Source organism: Curtobacterium sp. NPDC089991 (assembly GCF_044748425.1).
Lineage (GTDB): Bacteria > Actinomycetota > Actinomycetes > Actinomycetales > Microbacteriaceae > Curtobacterium.
Map to the genome: position 1 here is coordinate 405352 of NZ_JBIVGB010000004.1, position 15478 is coordinate 420829.

The following is a 15478-nucleotide window of genomic DNA, read 5'->3' on the forward strand; positions in this document are numbered from 1 at the left end:
AGGTCGTCACTTCTGGAGCGCTGCCTTCACCGCGTCGATGTTCGCCTGCTGCCACGAGACGTAATCCTGCCCCTTGGGGAGCGTCTCCGTGACACCGACCACCGGGACGTCGTCCTGGTCGGCGGCCTTCTTGACCTGTTCGGTCTCGGCACTCGAGGTCTGGTCGTTGTAGGCGAGCAGCTCCACGCTCTTGCCACTGAACAGCGCGAGGGTGTCCTTGAGGGCTGCCGGCGGGACGTCGTCGCCCTCCTCGATCGCCTCGGAGAACGCTTCGGGGGTGACGTTGTCGAGACCGATCGCGTCGAAGAGGTAGCCCGGCACCGGCTCGGTGTACGCCACCTCCTCGCCGTCGTACGTCTTCTTCAAGTCGGCGGTCTGGGACTCGAGGCCCTCGAGTTTCGTCGTGAGCGCGTCGGCGTTCTGCTCGAACGTGGTCTTGTCGCCCGCGTCGAGCGCGGACAGGCGCTTCGTGACGTCGTCAACCAGCTTCACCATCGTCGGGTAGCTGTAGAACACGTGCTCGTTGAACTCGGCGTCGCCACCCTTGTCCAAGCCCGAGAGCTTCACGACGTTGATGGTGTCGGCCTTGGTGTCCGAGGCGTCGGCGAGCGTGGTCATGAAGTCGTCGTACCCGCCGCCGTTCTCGATGAGCAGGTCGGCCTTCGACACCGCGAGCTGGGTGCGAGCGCTCGACTCGAACGAGTGCGGGTCCTGCGAGGGGTCGTTCAGGATGCTCGTGACCGACACCTGGTCGCCGCCGATCGACTGGACGATCGAGCCGTAGACGTTGGTCGAGGCGACGACGGCGATCTTCCCGTCGCTACTGGCGTTGCCCGAGGCCGAGGAGGTCGCGCAGCCCGTCAGAGCGAGCGCGGCGGTGCCGGCGACGAGCGGGAGGGCGAGGAGGCGGTTGTGCATGCTCCGACGGTAGCGCTTGCTGATAACGATTGTCAAAACCGGTATCAGCGCTCTGGTGGTAACGACAGACGGACAGGAGGCGCGGTGCCAGCTGGCACCGCCTCCCTCGCAGGCTCGGTCGGCGCGCCCCGCGCAACGCTTCGCGTTGCCGCTGAGCGGGGCGCGCCTGTCCGTCACGTGGTGACGTCTACGGCTTGGTGGCCGCGTCGATCGTGTTCTCGGCGATCGTGTCCTCTTCACGCCCGGGCGTGCGGAGGTTCCACTTCTTGATCACGAAACTGAACAGGAAGTAGTACACGACCGCGTAGCCGAGGCCGATCGGGATGAGCCAGATCGCTCCGTCCGCCTTGCCGAAGTTCAGCACGTAGTCGATCGCACCGGCCGAGAACGAGAACCCGTCGTGGATCCCGAGCGCGTTGACCAGCGCCAGCGACGTCCCGGTGAGCACCGCGTGGATGACGTACAGCGGGAACGCCACGAACATGAACGAGTACTCGAGCGGCTCGGTGATGCCGGTCACGAACGAGGTGAGCGCGGCCGAGATCATGATGCCGCCGACGAGCTTGCGGTTCTGCGGCTTGGCGTTGCGCCAGATGGCGAGCGCACCGGCCGGCAGCGCGAACATCATGATCGGGAAGAAGCCGGTCTGGAAGATACCAGCGGTCGGGTCGCCGGCGAGGAAGCGCGGGATGTCGCCGTGCACGATGTCGCCGGCCGCGTTCGTGAAGCTGCCGAGCTGGAACCACGGGAAGAAGTTGAGCAGCTGGTGCAGGCCGATCGGGATGAGCATGCGGTTCGCGAACCCGAAGATGCCGCCACCGATCACAGCGTTGTCCGCAACGGCGGTACCGGCAGCCGTGAGGGCGATGTCGAAGTAGCGGTAGACGAATGCCATGAGCACGGCGATGACGAGACCAGCCGCAGCGGTCAGGATCGGGACGAGGCGACGACCGGAGAAGAAGCCCAGGAAGTCGGGCATCTTCGTGCGGTGGAACTTCTCCCACATGACCGCCGAGACGAGCCCCATCACGATGCCGCCGAGGACACCGAAGTTGATGGTCGCCTGGTCACCGTTCGCGTCCTTGACCCCCGCGAGCACAACCGGCGACATGACTGCGAACACCTGGTACATGACCATGTACCCGACGACTGCGGCCAGAGCGGTCGTGCCGTCCGACTTCTTCGCCCACCCGATCGCGATGCCGACCGCGAAGAGGAGCGGCAACCAGGTGAAGATGGCCTGTCCGGCAGCCGAGATGACTCCCGCTCCCGTCTCGAAGCCGGGGATCGCGCCGAGCAGATCAGGCTGCCCGATGCGGTTCAGGATGCCCGCGGCGGGCATGACCGCGATCGGCAGGAGCAGGCTCCGTCCGAGGCGCTGGGCGTTGGCGAAGAGCCGGGACTGCTTCTTCGGCTTCTTCTTCTCCGGCACGTCCGTGGCAGTGGTGGCGCTCATCGGAGGTCCTCTCGTCATTGGGTGGAGCTGTCGGGGTGAGTTGAGTCGTGCAGCCAGCGCAGGTAACCTCGGCGGTGTCGCCAGGTCCGGTCCTGTCCGGTCATGACCAGTTCCGTAGTCTGAACCGAGACCGGTCCCGTGTCAACCTGGTACGAAAACCCTTAACGAGGAGGAAACGATGGCCGACATCAAGGCAGCCGACATCATCGCCGCGCTCGGCGGTGCCGACAACATCGAAGAGGTCGAGGGCTGCATCACGCGCCTCCGTGTCGAGGTCGAGGACGGCGACCTCGTCGACAAGGCCGCGCTGCAGGCTGCGGGCGCCCAGGCCGTCGTCGGCGGCGGCACCGGCTGGCAGGTCATCGTCGGCACGGTCGCCGACAACCTCGCGCAGGACATCCAGGACGAACTGTGACGGCGGTCCGCACGCCGTTCGCCGGCCCGGTCGTCGCCCTCGCTGACGTGCCGGACCCGGTGTTCGCCGGCCAGCTCGTCGGCGCCGGTGTGGCCGTCGACCCGACGGGCGTCGAGGGCGCGGTCACCGCGGTGGCCCCGGTCGACGGCACCATCGTGAAGCTGCACCCGCACGCGTTCGCCCTGCAGGGCTCGGCGGGCACGGACGTCCTCGTGCACGTCGGTATCGACACCGTGAAGCTGTCGGGCGAGGGCTTCGAGCTCCTCGCCACCGAGGGCTCGACGGTCACGGCCGGCGACCCCGTCGTCCGGTTCACCCCGTCGGTGATCTCGGCCGCCGGCTACTCGCCGATCTGCCCCGTCGTGGTGCTCGGCTCCGCGCCGGACACCGTCGACCAGGGCACGGTGGGCACCTCGGTGCTCGACGGCGACACCCTGTTCGAGGTCTGACCCGGGCGCACCCCGGTTCTTCCTTGCCGAAGCGACTCTGTGCTGCGGAACGTTCGCAGCACAGAGTCGCTTTCGCGTTCGTGCCGGACTACGCGACCGCCGGGGTCGCGGTGACCTCCATCTGCACGCGGTAGCGGTCCGAGCGGTACCAGCTGCGGGTGTGCTCCACGGGGCGCTCCCCCGCGTACGACACCCGGTCGAACTCGAGCACCGGAGCACCGGTCTTCGTGCCGAGCAGGGTCGCGACGTCGTCGGCGGCCGGGTTCGCGGCCACCGTCTGCTGTGCCCGGTCGATCGGGGTGCCGTACTCGTTCGCGATGATCGAGTAAACCGACCCGGACAGGTCGTGGTCGAGCAGGCCCGGGAACGCATCGGCCACGAGCCAGGCGTCGTCGATCGACACCGGAGCGCCGTCCGCCATCCGGAGTCGCTTCACGTGGAAGGCCGACACCTCGGCGTCGAGCCGCAGCGCCGCCACGGTGTCACTCGGCGGCACACGTTCCTCGCGCACCAGCACAACCGTGGTCGGGACGTGGCCCATCGCGCGCATCTCCTCGGTGAACGACGCGAGGTGCAGCGTCGACTGCACGGGGCGGTGCGCCACGAACGTGCCCTTGCCGCGCACGCGCTCGAGGTAGCCCTCGTTGACGAGCTGCCCGAGTGCTTCGCGCACGGTGATCCGTGAGACGCCGTACTCGGCGATGAGCTGGCGTTCGGACGGGATCGCGGCGCCGGGGGCCAGGCGCGCGGTGGCGAGGTCGAGCAGGATGCGCCGCAACTGCTGGTGCTTCGGTTCGGCACCCTCGGTGATGCGGCTCGTCATGCGTCCCTCGTGCTCCGTTGCTGGTCCTGGGTGGTGGTCATGCGCGGACATGACCAGTTCCCATCACAGTAGCGAGTCGACCTCGGAACGCCAACGTGCGTGATGTTCCGCGTGGACCGGCGGGAGGGTTCAGGCGTTGCGGACGAGCCAGGCGAACTGTTCGTCGGAGAGCAGCCGGTCGGTCCAGACCTGCCCCTCGACCCCCGCGGCGGAGGACGTCTGCACCCCGGGAGCCCCCTGCCACACGAGTGACAGCCCGGCCCGACGGAGCACCGCGGCGGACGCGGGGTTGTTCGTGAGCACGCGACCCGTCACGGGGACGTCCGGCGCGGTCTCGGCGGCGGCTCGCACGGCAGCGAGGGCGATCTCGGACGCGAAGCCCTGCCCCCAGGCCGCGGGAGCCAACCGGTACCCGAGGTTCCAGACCCCACCGGCGGTCATGTCGACCCCGCCGACCCCGACGAACGCGTGGTCTGCAGCCGTGCGGACGGCCCACGAACCGAGTCCGTGTCGGGCCCGACCACCGATCTTCCGCTGCACCAGGTCCACGCTCGAGCTCCGGGCGACGTGCCGTCCGCTCGGCAGGTGCTGCCAGGTGCGGGCGTCAGCGAACACCGCGTGCACGTCGTCGATGTCGGCCGGCGTGAGCGGGGTGAGCAGGAGGCGATCCGTTCGGATCTCCTGCGAGGGGGTCAGGAGCTGGTGGACCATGCCCCGATCATCCCCCGCACCACCGACATCCGTGTGAACACCACGCGACGATTGCGGAAGGCCGCACGCACTCAGTCGAGCAGGAGCGCCGGCTCCTCGAGCACCGAGGCCACGTCGTGCACGAAGCGCGACGCCACGTCACCGTCGACGACCCGGTGGTCGAACGAGGCGCCGATGGTCGTCACCATGCGCGACCGGACCTCGCCGTCGACGACCCACGGCTTCGGCTTGATCGTGCCCATGGCGACGATCGCGACCTCGCCCGGGTTGAGGATGGGGGTCCCGGTGTCCATGCCGAACACGCCGATGTTCGTGATCGAGACCGTGCCGTTCGCCATCTGCTTCGGCGTCGTCTTGCCGTCACGGGCGGTGAGGGTGAGTTCCTCGAGCGCCTGCGCCAGCTCGAGCAGCGACATGTCCTGCGCGTCCTTGATGTTCGGCACGATGAGCCCACGAGGGGTCGCCGCGGCGATGCCGAGGTTCACGAAGTGGTGGACGATGATCTCGCGGTCGGTCCAGGTCGAGTTCACCGAACGGTTGCGGCGGACGGCCCAGATGACGGCCTTCGCCACGATGAGCAGCGGCGAGACCTTGACGCCGGCGAACGTCGGCGAGGCCTTCAGCCGCTTGACGAACTCCATCGTGTGGGTCGCGTCGACGTCGACGAACAGCGACACGTGCGGTGCGGTGAAGGCCGAGGTGGTCATCGCGGTCGCGATGGCCTTGCGGACGCCCTTGACCGGGATCGTCTCGCTGCGCACCTCGCCCCACTCGGGCGTCTCGATGTTGCGGAAGACGCTGGCCTGCTTCGCGTGCCGGATGACGTCGTCGCGAGTGACCTCGCCGGCGAACCCGGTCGCGACGATCTCGGTCAGCTCGACACCGAGGTCCTTCGCGAGCTTCCGGATCGGCGGCTTCGCGAGCACGTTGGTCGCGAGGGTCTGCTTGCGCGCGGGCGCGGAAGCCAGACCGGCGATCGCCTCGGCGGTGGTGTCCTCACCGGGATCGCTGGCCGCTTCGGCCGCTGCTGCGGCATCCACACTGGAGGCACGGCTCGCCTCGGCTGCCAGGGCTGCGGCCCGGCGGGCGCCCGGCTTGCGACGGGACGGCGACGAGGTCGCCGAGCCGTAGCCGACGAGGACGGCGCCGGAGGACTCGTCCGTCCCGACGACGGAGGCGCTGTCGGCGACGGGCTGCACCGATGCTGCCGGTGCAGCTGTGGGCGCGGCGGCGACGACGGGAGCAGGTGCAGCAGCAGGTGCCGGGGCCGCCGCGGGGGCGGGCTGGGTCTGCGCGACCGGAGCCACCGGGGCGGGCGCTGCCGGCGGGGTCGGGGCGACCACGGGCGAGGTCGGGACGCTGTCGGCGACCGGTGCCGGGCCTCCCGGCCGAACCGCCGGCGCGGCTGGAGCGGCGACCGGCGCACCGGACGCGACCGACGCGTCGGACTCGACACGGATGATCGGCTTGCCGACCTCGACCGTGTCGCCCTCGGACACGAGCAGCCCCGTGACGGTGCCGGCGAACGGCGACGGCAGCTCGACGAGCGACTTCGCGGTCTCGATCTCGACCAGGACCTGGTCGACGGTGATCTCGTCCCCGATCGCGACGCGCCACTGCACGATCTCGGCCTCGGTGAGGCCTTCGCCCACGTCGGGCAGGGGGAATTCGGCGACGGCCACTTACGGCTCCTTCGGCGTTCGGACGAGTTGGGTCAGTCGAGCTGGATCAGTACGCGAGGGCGCGGTCGACGGCCTCGAGGACGCGGTCGGCGTCCGGCAGGTGCAGGTGCTCCAGCTTCGAGACCGGGAACGGGATGTCGAACCCGGACACCCGCAGCGGCGGCGCCTGCATCGTGTAGAACGCCTTCTCGGCGACCGTGGCGGCGATCTCGCTGCCGACACTGACGAAGCCGGACGCCTCTTGCGCGATGACGAGGCGACCGGTCTTGCGGACCGAGGTGAGGATCGGGTCCCAGTCGATGGGCGAGATCGAGCGGAGGTCGATGACCTCGCAGCTCGTGCCCTCGGACTCGGCGAGCTCGGCGGCCTGCATGAGGGTCGCGACCATCGCACCGTGGCCGACGAGGGTGACCTCGGTGCCGGTGCGTGCCACACGCGTGGTGTGCATCGGGACGTGCCCGTCGACGAGGTCGACCTGGCCCTTGGGCCAGTAGCGCGACTTCGGCTCGAGGAAGATCACCGGGTCCTTCGAGGCGATTGCCTCTTGGATCATCCAGTAGGCGTCGTTCGGGGTACTTGGGCTGACCACGCGCAGACCGGGGGTGTGCGCGAAGTACGCCTCGGGCGACTCCTGGTGGTGCTCCACGGCGCCGATGTGGCCGCCGTAGGGGATGCGGATGACGACGGGCAGCGACATGTGCGCCGGCAGCCGGTTCGCCATCTTCGCGAGCTGCGAGGTGATCTGGTCGAAGCCGGGCCACACGAAGCCGTCGAACTGGATCTCGACGACCGGGCGGTAGCCGCGCAGGGCGAGGCCGATCGCGGTGCCGATGATGCCGGCCTCGGCGAGCGGGGTGTCCCGCACGCGCTCGGGGCCGAAGCGGTCCTGCAGGCCCTCGGTGATGCGGAAGACACCGCCGAGCTGGCCGATGTCCTCGCCCATCAGCAGGACCTTGTCGTCCGCCTGCATCGCCGCGGCGAGCCCGGCGTTGAGGGCCTTCGCCATCGGCAGGGTCGGGGTCGGGTCGCTCGGGACTTCGCCGGCGCCCGGGTGGGAGCGCAGCGTGTAGTCGAAGAGCTGCTCGGTGGTGCTCATGCGTGGGCGCCCCCTTCGAAGCCGGCCTCGTACTGTTCGAGCCAGGCCTTCTGCTCGGCGACCAGCGGGTGCGGCTCGCGGTAGACGTTGTCGAACATGACGTCGACGGACGGCGGGGTCAGCGCCACGGTGCGGCGGCGGACGTCGGCGGCGATGTCCTCGCCCTCTTCGTCGAACGCGGCGAACTGCTCGTCCGTCGCGCCCTTCGAGCGCAGGTACGCCTCGGAGCGGACGATCGGGTCGCGGCGGACCCAGTCCTCGAGCTCGCCGTCGGCACGGTACCGGCTCGGGTCGTCCGAGCTGGTGTGCGCACCGATGCGGTAGGTGTCGGCCTCGATGAAGGCCGGACCCTGACCGCTGCGGGCGTGGTCGGTGGCGACGACGGAGGCCGTGTACGAGGCGAGGATGTCGTTGCCGTCGATCAGCACGCTCGGGATCCCGAAGCCGCGCGGACGGTCGACGAGCGGCGTCGGCGACTGCACCGACACCGGCACCGAGATCGCCCAGTGGTTGTTCTGCAGGAAGAAGACGACGGGGGCCTTGGTGGACGCCGAGAACACGTACGCCTCGTTCACGTCGCCCTGGCTCGTCGCGCCGTCGCCGAAGTAGACGATGGAGCACGCGTCACGGTCGGGGTCGCCCGTGCCGACATCACCGTCGAGCTTCTGGCCGAGCGCGTAGCCCGTGGCGTGCAGGGTCTGCGAGCCGATCACCAGGGTGGAGATGTGCGTGTTGCCGCGCTGGTCCGGGTCCCATCCACCGTGGGTCTGCCCGCGGTACATCGCGATGATCTCCATCGGCTCGACACCGCGCTGCATCGTGACGGCGTGCTCGCGGTACGAGGGGAAGACGTGGTCCTGGGCGCGCAGGGCGAACGCGGAGCCGGTCTGCGCGGCTTCCTGCCCGTGGCTCGGCACCCAGAGGCCGAGCTGGCCGGTCCGCTGCAGGTTGTGGCCGGCGTGGTCGAACCGTCGGGTGAGCACCATGCGGCGGTGCATCGCCAGCAGGGTCTCGTCGGGGATCGCCCGCGCGGCGGCGGCGAACTCGGCGTTCTCGTCGGACTCCACGAACCGACCCTCGGGGTCGAGGAGCCGGACGGTGGTCGTCGCGGGAGCCGCGGCGCGGAATGACATGCGGGCCAGCGTAGCGGCAGGCATCAGTCGGCCACCTGGAGGTCCCCCACAAGCGAGCGGGCCGTTTCGAGGAGCGTTTCCACAGCCTCGTGCTCGCCGATCGAGATGCGGATGCCCTCCGGTGGGAAGGCCCGCACGATGATGCCGGCCTCCTCGAAGGCGGCGGCCGCGGCGACCGTACGGTCCCCCGTCGGCAGCCAGACGAAGTTGCCCTGGGCGTCCGGCACGGCCCATCCCTGCTCGCGGAGCTCGGTGACGATGCGGTCGCGGAGCGCGGCGATCTCGGAGACCCGCTCGAGCAGTTCGCCCTCGCGTTCCAGGCTGGCCAGCGCGGCCGCCTGCCCCTGGGCCGTGACGGAGAGGGGGATCGCGCACGCGCGGACCGCCTCGAGCACGTACACCGGGCCGAGGGCGTAGCCGACCCGGAGACCGGCGAGACCGTACGCCTTCGAGAAGGTCCGGAGGACGACCAGGTTCGGGTAGCGGGCCAGCAACGGATGCCCGTGCACGGCGGCCTCGTCGGTGGCGAACTCGGCGTATGCCTCGTCGAGCACGACCAGCACGGACTGCGGCACCGCGGCCATGAAGGACGCGAACTCGGACTCGGTGACGATCGGGCCGGTCGGGTTGTTGGGCGTGCACACGATCACCATGCGGGTGCGGTCGGTGACGGCGGCGGCCATCGCGTCGAGGTCGTGGCCGCCGTCCGGCCGGTTCGGCACCTGCACGCTCGTGGCACCCGCGACGGTGACGACGCCGGGGTAGGCCTCGAACGACCGCCAGGCGTAGACGATCTCGTCGCCCGGGCCGGAGGTCGCGCGGGCGAGCTCGTGCAGGATCGCGACGCTGCCGGGGGCGACGTGCACCTCGTCGGCGGTCAGTCCGAAGCGGTTCGCGAGCGCGGCACGGACGGCCAGGGCGGTGGCGTCGGGGTAGCGGTTGAACGCGGTCTGCGCCTGCACGGCCTGGACCACCCCGGGGAGCGGGGGGAACGGGTTCTCGTTGCTGGACAGCTTGAAGGCGTCGTCGGCGGCCTGGCGTCCCTGCTTGTAGGCGGGGAGGACCGCGATCTCGGGCCGGATGTGCACACGCTCGTCAGTCACCTGCACAGGCTAACCCGCGGCCGTGCGGGCAGTGTCGGTGACTGCGCGGGTGTCGGAGGGCATCATGGGTGCATGCGATTCCTCGTCCGCCTCGTCGTCAACGCCGTGGCCCTCTGGCTCACCACGCTCATCGTCAGCGGCGTCTCCGTCACCGCGTTCGGCGACGGCGGGACCACGGCGACCGTGCTCACCTACCTGCTCGTGGCCTTCGTGTTCGGGCTCGTCAACGCCGTGATCGGCACGCTGATCCGGATCGTGGCGTTCCCGATCTACATCCTGACCCTCGGGCTGATCTCCTTCATCGTGAACGCGGTCCTGCTGCTCATCGTCGCGGGCATCTCGGACGCGTTCGGCTTCGGGCTCGAGGTCGAGTCGTTCGGCTGGGGCATCGTCGGGGCCTTCGTGCTCGCCGTCTTCGCCTGGCTGATCGGGCTGTTCGTCCGCCCGGTGCTGAACCGCCAGCGGGCGTGACGCGGACGGACCTCGCGGAGGACACCTCCCTGCGTCATGATGTGACCATGGCCCCGGACGTCGACGCCCCGTTCCGCGTCTCGTTCGTCTGCAGTGGCAACATCTGCCGGTCCCCGATGGCCGGCGTCGTCTTCGCACAGATCGCCGCGGACGCCGGGCTCGCCGACCGCTTCCACGTCGAGTCCGCCGGCACCGGTGACTGGCACGTCGGCGAACCGGCCGATGAGCGCACGATCGCAGCCCTCGCGGCACGCGGATACGATGGCAGCAGGCATCGCGCCCGTCAGTTCGACCCGGACCGGTTCCCGGACCTCGATCTGGTGGTCGCACTCGACCGCTCCCACGAACGCGTCCTGCGATCGTGGGCACCGACCATGGACGACTCCGCCAAGGTGACGCTCCTGCTGCGGTACGACGACGCCTGGCCCCAGCAGACCGACGTGCCGGACCCGTACTACGCGGACCGGCACGAGTTCGACCGAGTGCTCTCGACCGTCGAACGGGCCTGCCGGGCGCTCTTCCACCAGCTCGAGCCGGCCGTCCGTCAGGGAGCCCCATGACCCCCCTTCCCCCGCAGCCGATCAGCCCGCTCGACGGGCGCTACTACCCGATCGTGCACACGGTGGGCGAGCACCTCTCCGAGGCCGGGCTCAACCGTGCGCGCATCGTGGTCGAGGTCGAGTGGCTGGTCTTCCTGACCGACCACGCGATGTTCACCACCTCGCCGCTCAGCGTCGACGACAAGGCCGCACTCCGGCGCATAGTGGAGACCTTCGGCCACGACCAGATCGCCGAACTCGCCGAGATCGAGGCGACGACCCGCCACGACGTCAAGGCCGTCGAGTACTTCGTCCGCCGCCGGCTCTCGGAGCTCGGGCTGGACGCCATCGCCGAGCTGACCCACTTCGCCGCCACGAGCGAGGACGTCAACAACCTGTCGTACGCCCTGACCGTGCGCGACACCGTCGACCAGGTCTGGCTGCCGGCGTACCGTGCCGTGCTCGAGAAGCTGCGGACCCTCGCCGTCGAGCTGCGCGCCGTCCCGATGCTCTCCCACACGCACGGGCAGCCCGCGACCCCCTCGACGCTCGGCAAGGAACTCGCGGTCGTCGTCTACCGGCTCGAGCGCGTCCTGGCCCAGATCGAGGGCGGCGAGTACCTCGGCAAGTTCTCCGGCGCGACCGGCACCTTCTCAGCCCACCTCGCCGCCGACCCCGAGGCCGACTGGCCGACGCTGTCGCGCGAGTTCGTCGAGGGCCTCGGGCTCACCTGGAACCCGCTCACCACGCAGATCGAGTCGCACGACTGGCAGGCCGAGCTGTACGACCGGATCCGGCACGCCAACCGCATCCTGCACAACCTGGCGACCGACGTGTGGACCTACATCTCGATGGGGTACTTCACGCAGATCCCGGTCGCCGGTGCCACCGGGTCGTCGACGATGCCGCACAAGATCAACCCGATCAAGTTCGAGAACGCCGAGGCGAACCTCGAGATCTCGTCGGCGCTGTTCTCCACCCTGTCCGAGACCCTCGTGACGAGCCGCCTACAGCGCGACCTGACCGACTCGACCACGCAGCGGAACATCGGCGTCGCGTTCGGGCACTCGCTGCTCGCGCTCGACAACCTGCGCCGCGGCCTGGGCGAGATCTCGGTGAACGAGGCCAAGCTCGCCGACGACCTCGACCACAACTGGGAGGTCCTCGCCGAGGCGATCCAGACGGTCATCCGTGCCGAGGTCACCGCCGGGCAGTCGAACATCGAGGACCCCTACGCGATGCTCAAGGACCTCACCCGCGGCAAGCGGGTGACCCAGCAGGACCTCATCGTGTTCGTGAACGGCCTGGACATCTCGGACGGCGCGAAGGCCCGGCTGACGAACCTGACGCCGGCGACGTACACGGGCCTGGCGGACGAGCTGGTCGACCACCTCGACGTCTGACGCTGTTCACCTGCACGATGTGAACCCTGTGCCCCAAAGGGGTGCGGAATCCTCATGAAGTCGGTAGGTTCGTTCCGCTGAGCATCGTCTCAGCACGGGGGCGTCACAGAGGACGACCCCTGTCCTCTGACCGGATGGATCTCCACACCGTGCTTCGTTCCCGCATCACCGCGGCCGCCGTCGGCGCCACCGTGCTCGGCGTCACCGCTGCGCTCGTCCCCACCGTCTCCACCGCGAACCAGACGACCACCGCCGCGTCGGCGATCGTGACCTGGACCGACTCGGCCGCCGACTTCACTGCGGCACCCGAGGGCACCGTCCCGCTGAACGACAAGTGGTACTGGGCGGCACTGTCCGACCCGACCGCCGGCGGGAAGATCACCGACTTCGCGACGCTCGACGAGGACGGCCTGTCGGTCTCCGACGGCGAGGCCGTCGGCCTGGTCCGCGGCCTGACGAAGCCGGTGCCCGGCGGCGAGGTCGGGGCGCTCGCCTCCGGCCTCAGCACCACGACGACCGGGGCGACGAGCTTCGGCCTCGCGATCCAGGAGGGCGGCGACACCAGCGCCCAGACCGTCGTCTTCGCCACCGACGCCCGCAACACCGACGGTGTCAGCGACGGCCTCACCCGGTGGATCGACCCCGCCACCGGCGAGGTCGAGTCGACCTCGAAGCTCGCCACCGACCTGAAGGCAGCAGACGCCGAGGTCGTCGGCTACGTCGTCTACGTCGGCATCGACATCACCGCCGAGGTCCCCGCACCGCCCGCGACCGACGAGCCGACCGAGACGCCCGCCCCGACCGAGACGCCGGCTCCGACCGAGACCCCGGCTCCGACCGAGACCCCCGCGCCCACCGAGACGCCGACGACCGCCCCGACGCCGCCGACCACCGAGGCTCCTGACGCGACCACCGCCCCCGGCGGCGAGCTGAAGAGCCTCGCCTCGCCGCTCGAGTCCGACGCCCAGGCCCTCGCCGCCGACGCCAGCGGTTCGATCTCGGCCCTGCGCATCGACGACACCACGACGTACTTCACGCCGCAGCCCACCGCGGCAGCACGTCTGCTCACCACCTCCGCCACGCTGACCGAGGCCACCACCACCGGTGTCCGCGTGCAGGGCTCGGGCTTCGCCCCGAACGAGGTCGTCACCGCTGCGGTCGGCGACGCAGCCGACGCCGTCGCGATCCCCGGCGTCCAGTTCCGCGCCGACGCTGACGGCAACGTCTCCGGGACCATCGTCCTGCCCGCCGACCTCGTCGACTCGGCCGGCACCTACGTGCTCGGTCTCGTCGGCCTGTCGTCGGGGCAGACGGCCGCGACGACGCTCACCGTGACGGCTGACGCCGCCACGGCGCCGGTCGCCGTGCCGGTGCCCGGAACGGCGACCTTCACGGGCTGATCTTGCCGATCCTCCCGACCGAGCCACGGCGGCGCGCGACACTGATCGCCGCCGCCGTGGCTGTCGTCTGCGCCGGGGCAGTGGCGTTCGTCGCCCTCGGCCCCCTGTCGGCGGCCCCCGCGCCGACCCCGACACGGTCCGTCGCCGCGAGCGCGACGCCGACCCCCACGGCGACACCGGGCCCGACGCGCTCCGCGGGCCCCACCGATGCGGTCGACGCGCCCGCGAGCACCACCGTCGCCGCAGTCCGCGGTGACAGCGTGCCGGTCAGCAGTACGCCCGGTGGCACGGCCACGACCACCCTGTCGAACCCGCAGCAGTCCGGCGCACCACTCGTCTTCCGTGTGGTCGACCAGGAGGACGGCTGGGCGCAGGTACAGCTCGCACAGCGCCCGAACGGCAGCACCGGGTGGGTCCCGACGAGCGCGGTCACCCTCACCGAGGACCCGTACGCCATCGTGGTCACCCGCGCGGAGAACACGCTCGACCTGTACAAGGACGGCAAGGTCGTCGACAGCTACCCCGTCGCGACCGGCACCGGCGGCACCCCGTCACCGACCGGCCGCTTCGCCCTGACCGAGCTGCTCGCCCCGACGAACAGCGGCTACGGCCCGTACGCGTACGGCACGACGGCGTTCTCGGACGTGCTCAACTCGTTCGGCGGCGGCCCGGGCCAGATCGGCCTGCACGGCACCGACGACAGCTCGAGCATCGGGACCGCTGCCTCGCACGGCTGCATCCGCATGCACAACGCCGACATCAGCGCCCTGGCCGAGCTCCTGCCGCTCGGCACACCGTTCCAGGTGCGCTGAGCGCGTTTCCGCGCACGAAACGGGTCTGCCGTGGCGCACACCCGGACTGGAGGCACGGCGTGCGCCCGGCAGTGGGCGCGACCGTCTCAGGTGGTGACGTCCAGGGCCTCGGCGACCAGCGCCTCCAGGACGGTGCGCACCACGGGGCGGACCGCACGGTCGGGGCGGACCAGCGCCTCGATCCGGCGCCCCGCACGCACGTCGGCCAGCTCGGCCAGGTGGAACCGGCCGGACGCCCGGGTGCCCGAGGTGTACCGCGGCACGAGCGCGACCCCGTGCCCCGCGGCGACCAGGTTCTCGATGACGGGCAGGTGGATCGTCCGGAAGGCGACGCTCGGCGGCGCGTCCGACGCCGCCGCCATCGCCTGCAGGACCCGGTCGATCGGGTAGCCCTCGGGCACGCCGATCCAGGTCTCGCCGATCCAGGTCTCGCCGACGACCTCGTCGATCCCGACCCGCTCGCGACCGGTGAGCCGGTGCCCCGGCGGCACCGCGACGTCGAGCGGTTCGCGCAGGAGCGGCACGGTCTCGACCGATCCCTGGTCCGCCGGCCGCACCCCGTCCGACCGGTGTCCGACGACGATGTCGTGGTCGGCGGCCAGGGGTGCGAACTCCCCCTCGCTGACGTCCACGTCGACGAGGGCGAGCTCGATACCGGGGTGCGCGCGCATCCGGGTGAGGACTCCGGGCAGCAGCAGTTCGGCCGCCGACGGGAAGATCGCGAGGTCGACGCGGCCCGTCGCGCCGCCCAGGTGCTCCTGCCACGCGGCGTCGACCCGGGCGATCGCCGTGGCGACGCCGGCGGACAGGCCGGCCAGCACCTCGCCGTGGGCGGTGAGCCGGACGCCGCGTCCGATGCGCTCGACGAGCGGGACGCCCACCTGCCGCTGCAGCGTCTGCAGTTGCTGCGACACCGCGCTGGGCGTGCGGTGCGTGGCCTCGGCGACGGCGGTGACGCTGCCGCGCTCGGCGAGTTCGCGGAGGACGGCGAGCAGGTGCACGTCGAAGTCGACCATGCAGGGAGGCTACAACGTCGGTTGCGAACAATTCGCTGGTCCTACACCTTC

The 15478-nt window shown here is 70.5% G+C and carries 16 protein-coding genes; 7 read left to right on the plus strand and 9 right to left on the minus strand.

Annotated features, from left to right (window positions below; genetic code table 11):
• Positions 1-6: 6 nt before the first annotated feature.
• Both ACIPV1_RS13980 and ACIPV1_RS13985 read right to left on the minus strand, forming a co-directional pair.
• Positions 7-918 (minus strand): metal ABC transporter solute-binding protein, Zn/Mn family, encoded by a 912-nt coding sequence (locus ACIPV1_RS13980; RefSeq protein ID WP_402726660.1) that lies wholly within the window; start codon positions 916-918, stop codon positions 7-9.
• 187 nt (positions 919-1105) lie between these two features.
• Positions 1106-2374 (minus strand): PTS transporter subunit EIIC, encoded by a 1269-nt coding sequence (locus ACIPV1_RS13985; protein WP_133937539.1) that lies wholly within the window; start codon positions 2372-2374, stop codon positions 1106-1108.
• A 178-nt stretch (positions 2375-2552) separates the two neighbouring features.
• Here ACIPV1_RS13985 and ACIPV1_RS13990 point away from each other — a divergent pair, with 178 nt between their 5' ends.
• Both ACIPV1_RS13990 and ACIPV1_RS13995 read left to right on the plus strand, forming a co-directional pair.
• The gene (locus tag ACIPV1_RS13990; protein WP_071253138.1) at positions 2553-2789 is read left to right on the plus strand and encodes a PTS transporter subunit EIIB; all 237 of its coding nucleotides are present in this window, start codon (positions 2553-2555) and stop codon (positions 2787-2789) included.
• Positions 2786-3238, plus strand: a complete 453-nt coding sequence (locus ACIPV1_RS13995) for a glucose PTS transporter subunit IIA (RefSeq protein ID WP_123293454.1) — start codon at positions 2786-2788, stop codon at positions 3236-3238. Before ACIPV1_RS13990 ends, ACIPV1_RS13995 begins: the two co-directional genes overlap by 4 nt.
• Positions 3239-3326: 88 nt before the next feature.
• On the opposite strand, the gene ACIPV1_RS14000 is transcribed toward ACIPV1_RS13995, so the two are convergent.
• From ACIPV1_RS14000 to ACIPV1_RS14025, 6 genes are all read right to left on the minus strand, one after another.
• Entirely contained in the window at positions 3327-4061 is a 735-nt protein-coding gene (locus tag ACIPV1_RS14000; protein WP_123293453.1) for a GntR family transcriptional regulator, read from the minus strand.
• 129 nt (positions 4062-4190) lie between these two features.
• Entirely contained in the window at positions 4191-4772 is a 582-nt protein-coding gene (locus ACIPV1_RS14005) for a GNAT family N-acetyltransferase (RefSeq protein ID WP_165901144.1), read from the minus strand.
• A gap of 71 nt (positions 4773-4843) precedes the next feature.
• A complete protein-coding gene (locus ACIPV1_RS14010; protein WP_402726661.1) occupies positions 4844-6454 on the minus strand; it encodes a dihydrolipoamide acetyltransferase family protein in 1611 nt (536 codons plus the stop codon).
• A gap of 46 nt (positions 6455-6500) precedes the next feature.
• On the minus strand, positions 6501-7460 hold the full coding sequence (locus ACIPV1_RS14015; RefSeq protein WP_131845166.1) for an alpha-ketoacid dehydrogenase subunit beta: 960 nt from the start codon (positions 7458-7460) through the stop codon (positions 6501-6503).
• Between the two features lie 86 nt (positions 7461-7546).
• Positions 7547-8683 (minus strand): thiamine pyrophosphate-dependent dehydrogenase E1 component subunit alpha, encoded by a 1137-nt coding sequence (locus ACIPV1_RS14020; RefSeq protein ID WP_111087051.1) that lies wholly within the window; start codon positions 8681-8683, stop codon positions 7547-7549.
• 23 nt (positions 8684-8706) lie between these two features.
• Positions 8707-9786 (minus strand): histidinol-phosphate transaminase, encoded by a 1080-nt coding sequence (locus ACIPV1_RS14025; protein ID WP_123293828.1) that lies wholly within the window; start codon positions 9784-9786, stop codon positions 8707-8709.
• Between the two features lie 72 nt (positions 9787-9858).
• Here ACIPV1_RS14025 and ACIPV1_RS14030 point away from each other — a divergent pair, with 72 nt between their 5' ends.
• The 5 genes from ACIPV1_RS14030 to ACIPV1_RS14050 all read left to right on the plus strand — a co-directional run bounded on the left by ACIPV1_RS14030 (position 9859) and on the right by ACIPV1_RS14050 (position 14411).
• Positions 9859-10257 (plus strand): phage holin family protein, encoded by a 399-nt coding sequence (locus ACIPV1_RS14030; protein WP_123293450.1) that lies wholly within the window; start codon positions 9859-9861, stop codon positions 10255-10257.
• A gap of 47 nt (positions 10258-10304) precedes the next feature.
• A complete protein-coding gene (locus ACIPV1_RS14035; protein WP_111087056.1) occupies positions 10305-10817 on the plus strand; it encodes a low molecular weight protein-tyrosine-phosphatase in 513 nt (170 codons plus the stop codon).
• Positions 10814-12199 (plus strand): adenylosuccinate lyase, encoded by a 1386-nt coding sequence (purB, locus tag ACIPV1_RS14040; protein WP_123672158.1) that lies wholly within the window; start codon positions 10814-10816, stop codon positions 12197-12199. The genes ACIPV1_RS14035 and purB overlap by 4 nt, the downstream gene beginning before the upstream one ends.
• 134 nt (positions 12200-12333) lie before the next feature.
• Entirely contained in the window at positions 12334-13599 is a 1266-nt protein-coding gene (locus tag ACIPV1_RS14045) for a hypothetical protein (protein ID WP_123937356.1), read from the plus strand.
• A 2-nt stretch (positions 13600-13601) separates the two neighbouring features.
• Positions 13602-14411 (plus strand): L,D-transpeptidase family protein, encoded by an 810-nt coding sequence (locus ACIPV1_RS14050; RefSeq protein WP_402726662.1) that lies wholly within the window; start codon positions 13602-13604, stop codon positions 14409-14411.
• Between the two features lie 86 nt (positions 14412-14497).
• Here ACIPV1_RS14050 and ACIPV1_RS14055 read toward each other — a convergent pair whose 3' ends face one another.
• Positions 14498-15427: a LysR family transcriptional regulator gene (locus tag ACIPV1_RS14055; protein WP_402726663.1), complete on the minus strand. Its 930-nt coding sequence runs from the start codon at positions 15425-15427 to the stop codon at positions 14498-14500.
• Positions 15428-15478 lie beyond the last annotated feature (51 nt).

What these genes read in the sequence shown, in the direction of transcription:
- purB (WP_123672158.1), top strand. Translation starts at nt 10,814, where the DNA reads ATGACCCCCCTTCCCCCGCAGCCGATCAGCCCGCTCGACGGGCGCTAC.
- ACIPV1_RS14055 (WP_402726663.1), bottom strand. Translation starts at nt 15,427, where the DNA reads ATGGTCGACTTCGACGTGCACCTGCTCGCCGTCCTCCGCGAACTCGCC.
- ACIPV1_RS14030 (WP_123293450.1), top strand. Translation starts at nt 9,859, where the DNA reads ATGCGATTCCTCGTCCGCCTCGTCGTCAACGCCGTGGCCCTCTGGCTC.
- ACIPV1_RS14045 (WP_123937356.1), top strand. Translation starts at nt 12,334, where the DNA reads ATGGATCTCCACACCGTGCTTCGTTCCCGCATCACCGCGGCCGCCGTC.
- ACIPV1_RS13985 (WP_133937539.1), bottom strand. Translation starts at nt 2,374, where the DNA reads ATGAGCGCCACCACTGCCACGGACGTGCCGGAGAAGAAGAAGCCGAAG.
- ACIPV1_RS14000 (WP_123293453.1), bottom strand. Translation starts at nt 4,061, where the DNA reads ATGACGAGCCGCATCACCGAGGGTGCCGAACCGAAGCACCAGCAGTTG.
- ACIPV1_RS13980 (WP_402726660.1), bottom strand. Translation starts at nt 918, where the DNA reads ATGCACAACCGCCTCCTCGCCCTCCCGCTCGTCGCCGGCACCGCCGCG.
- ACIPV1_RS13990 (WP_071253138.1), top strand. Translation starts at nt 2,553, where the DNA reads ATGGCCGACATCAAGGCAGCCGACATCATCGCCGCGCTCGGCGGTGCC.
- ACIPV1_RS14005 (WP_165901144.1), bottom strand. Translation starts at nt 4,772, where the DNA reads ATGGTCCACCAGCTCCTGACCCCCTCGCAGGAGATCCGAACGGATCGC.
- ACIPV1_RS14035 (WP_111087056.1), top strand. Translation starts at nt 10,305, where the DNA reads ATGGCCCCGGACGTCGACGCCCCGTTCCGCGTCTCGTTCGTCTGCAGT.
- ACIPV1_RS14015 (WP_131845166.1), bottom strand. Translation starts at nt 7,460, where the DNA reads ATGGCGAAGGCCCTCAACGCCGGGCTCGCCGCGGCGATGCAGGCGGAC.
- ACIPV1_RS14020 (WP_111087051.1), bottom strand. Translation starts at nt 8,683, where the DNA reads ATGTCATTCCGCGCCGCGGCTCCCGCGACGACCACCGTCCGGCTCCTC.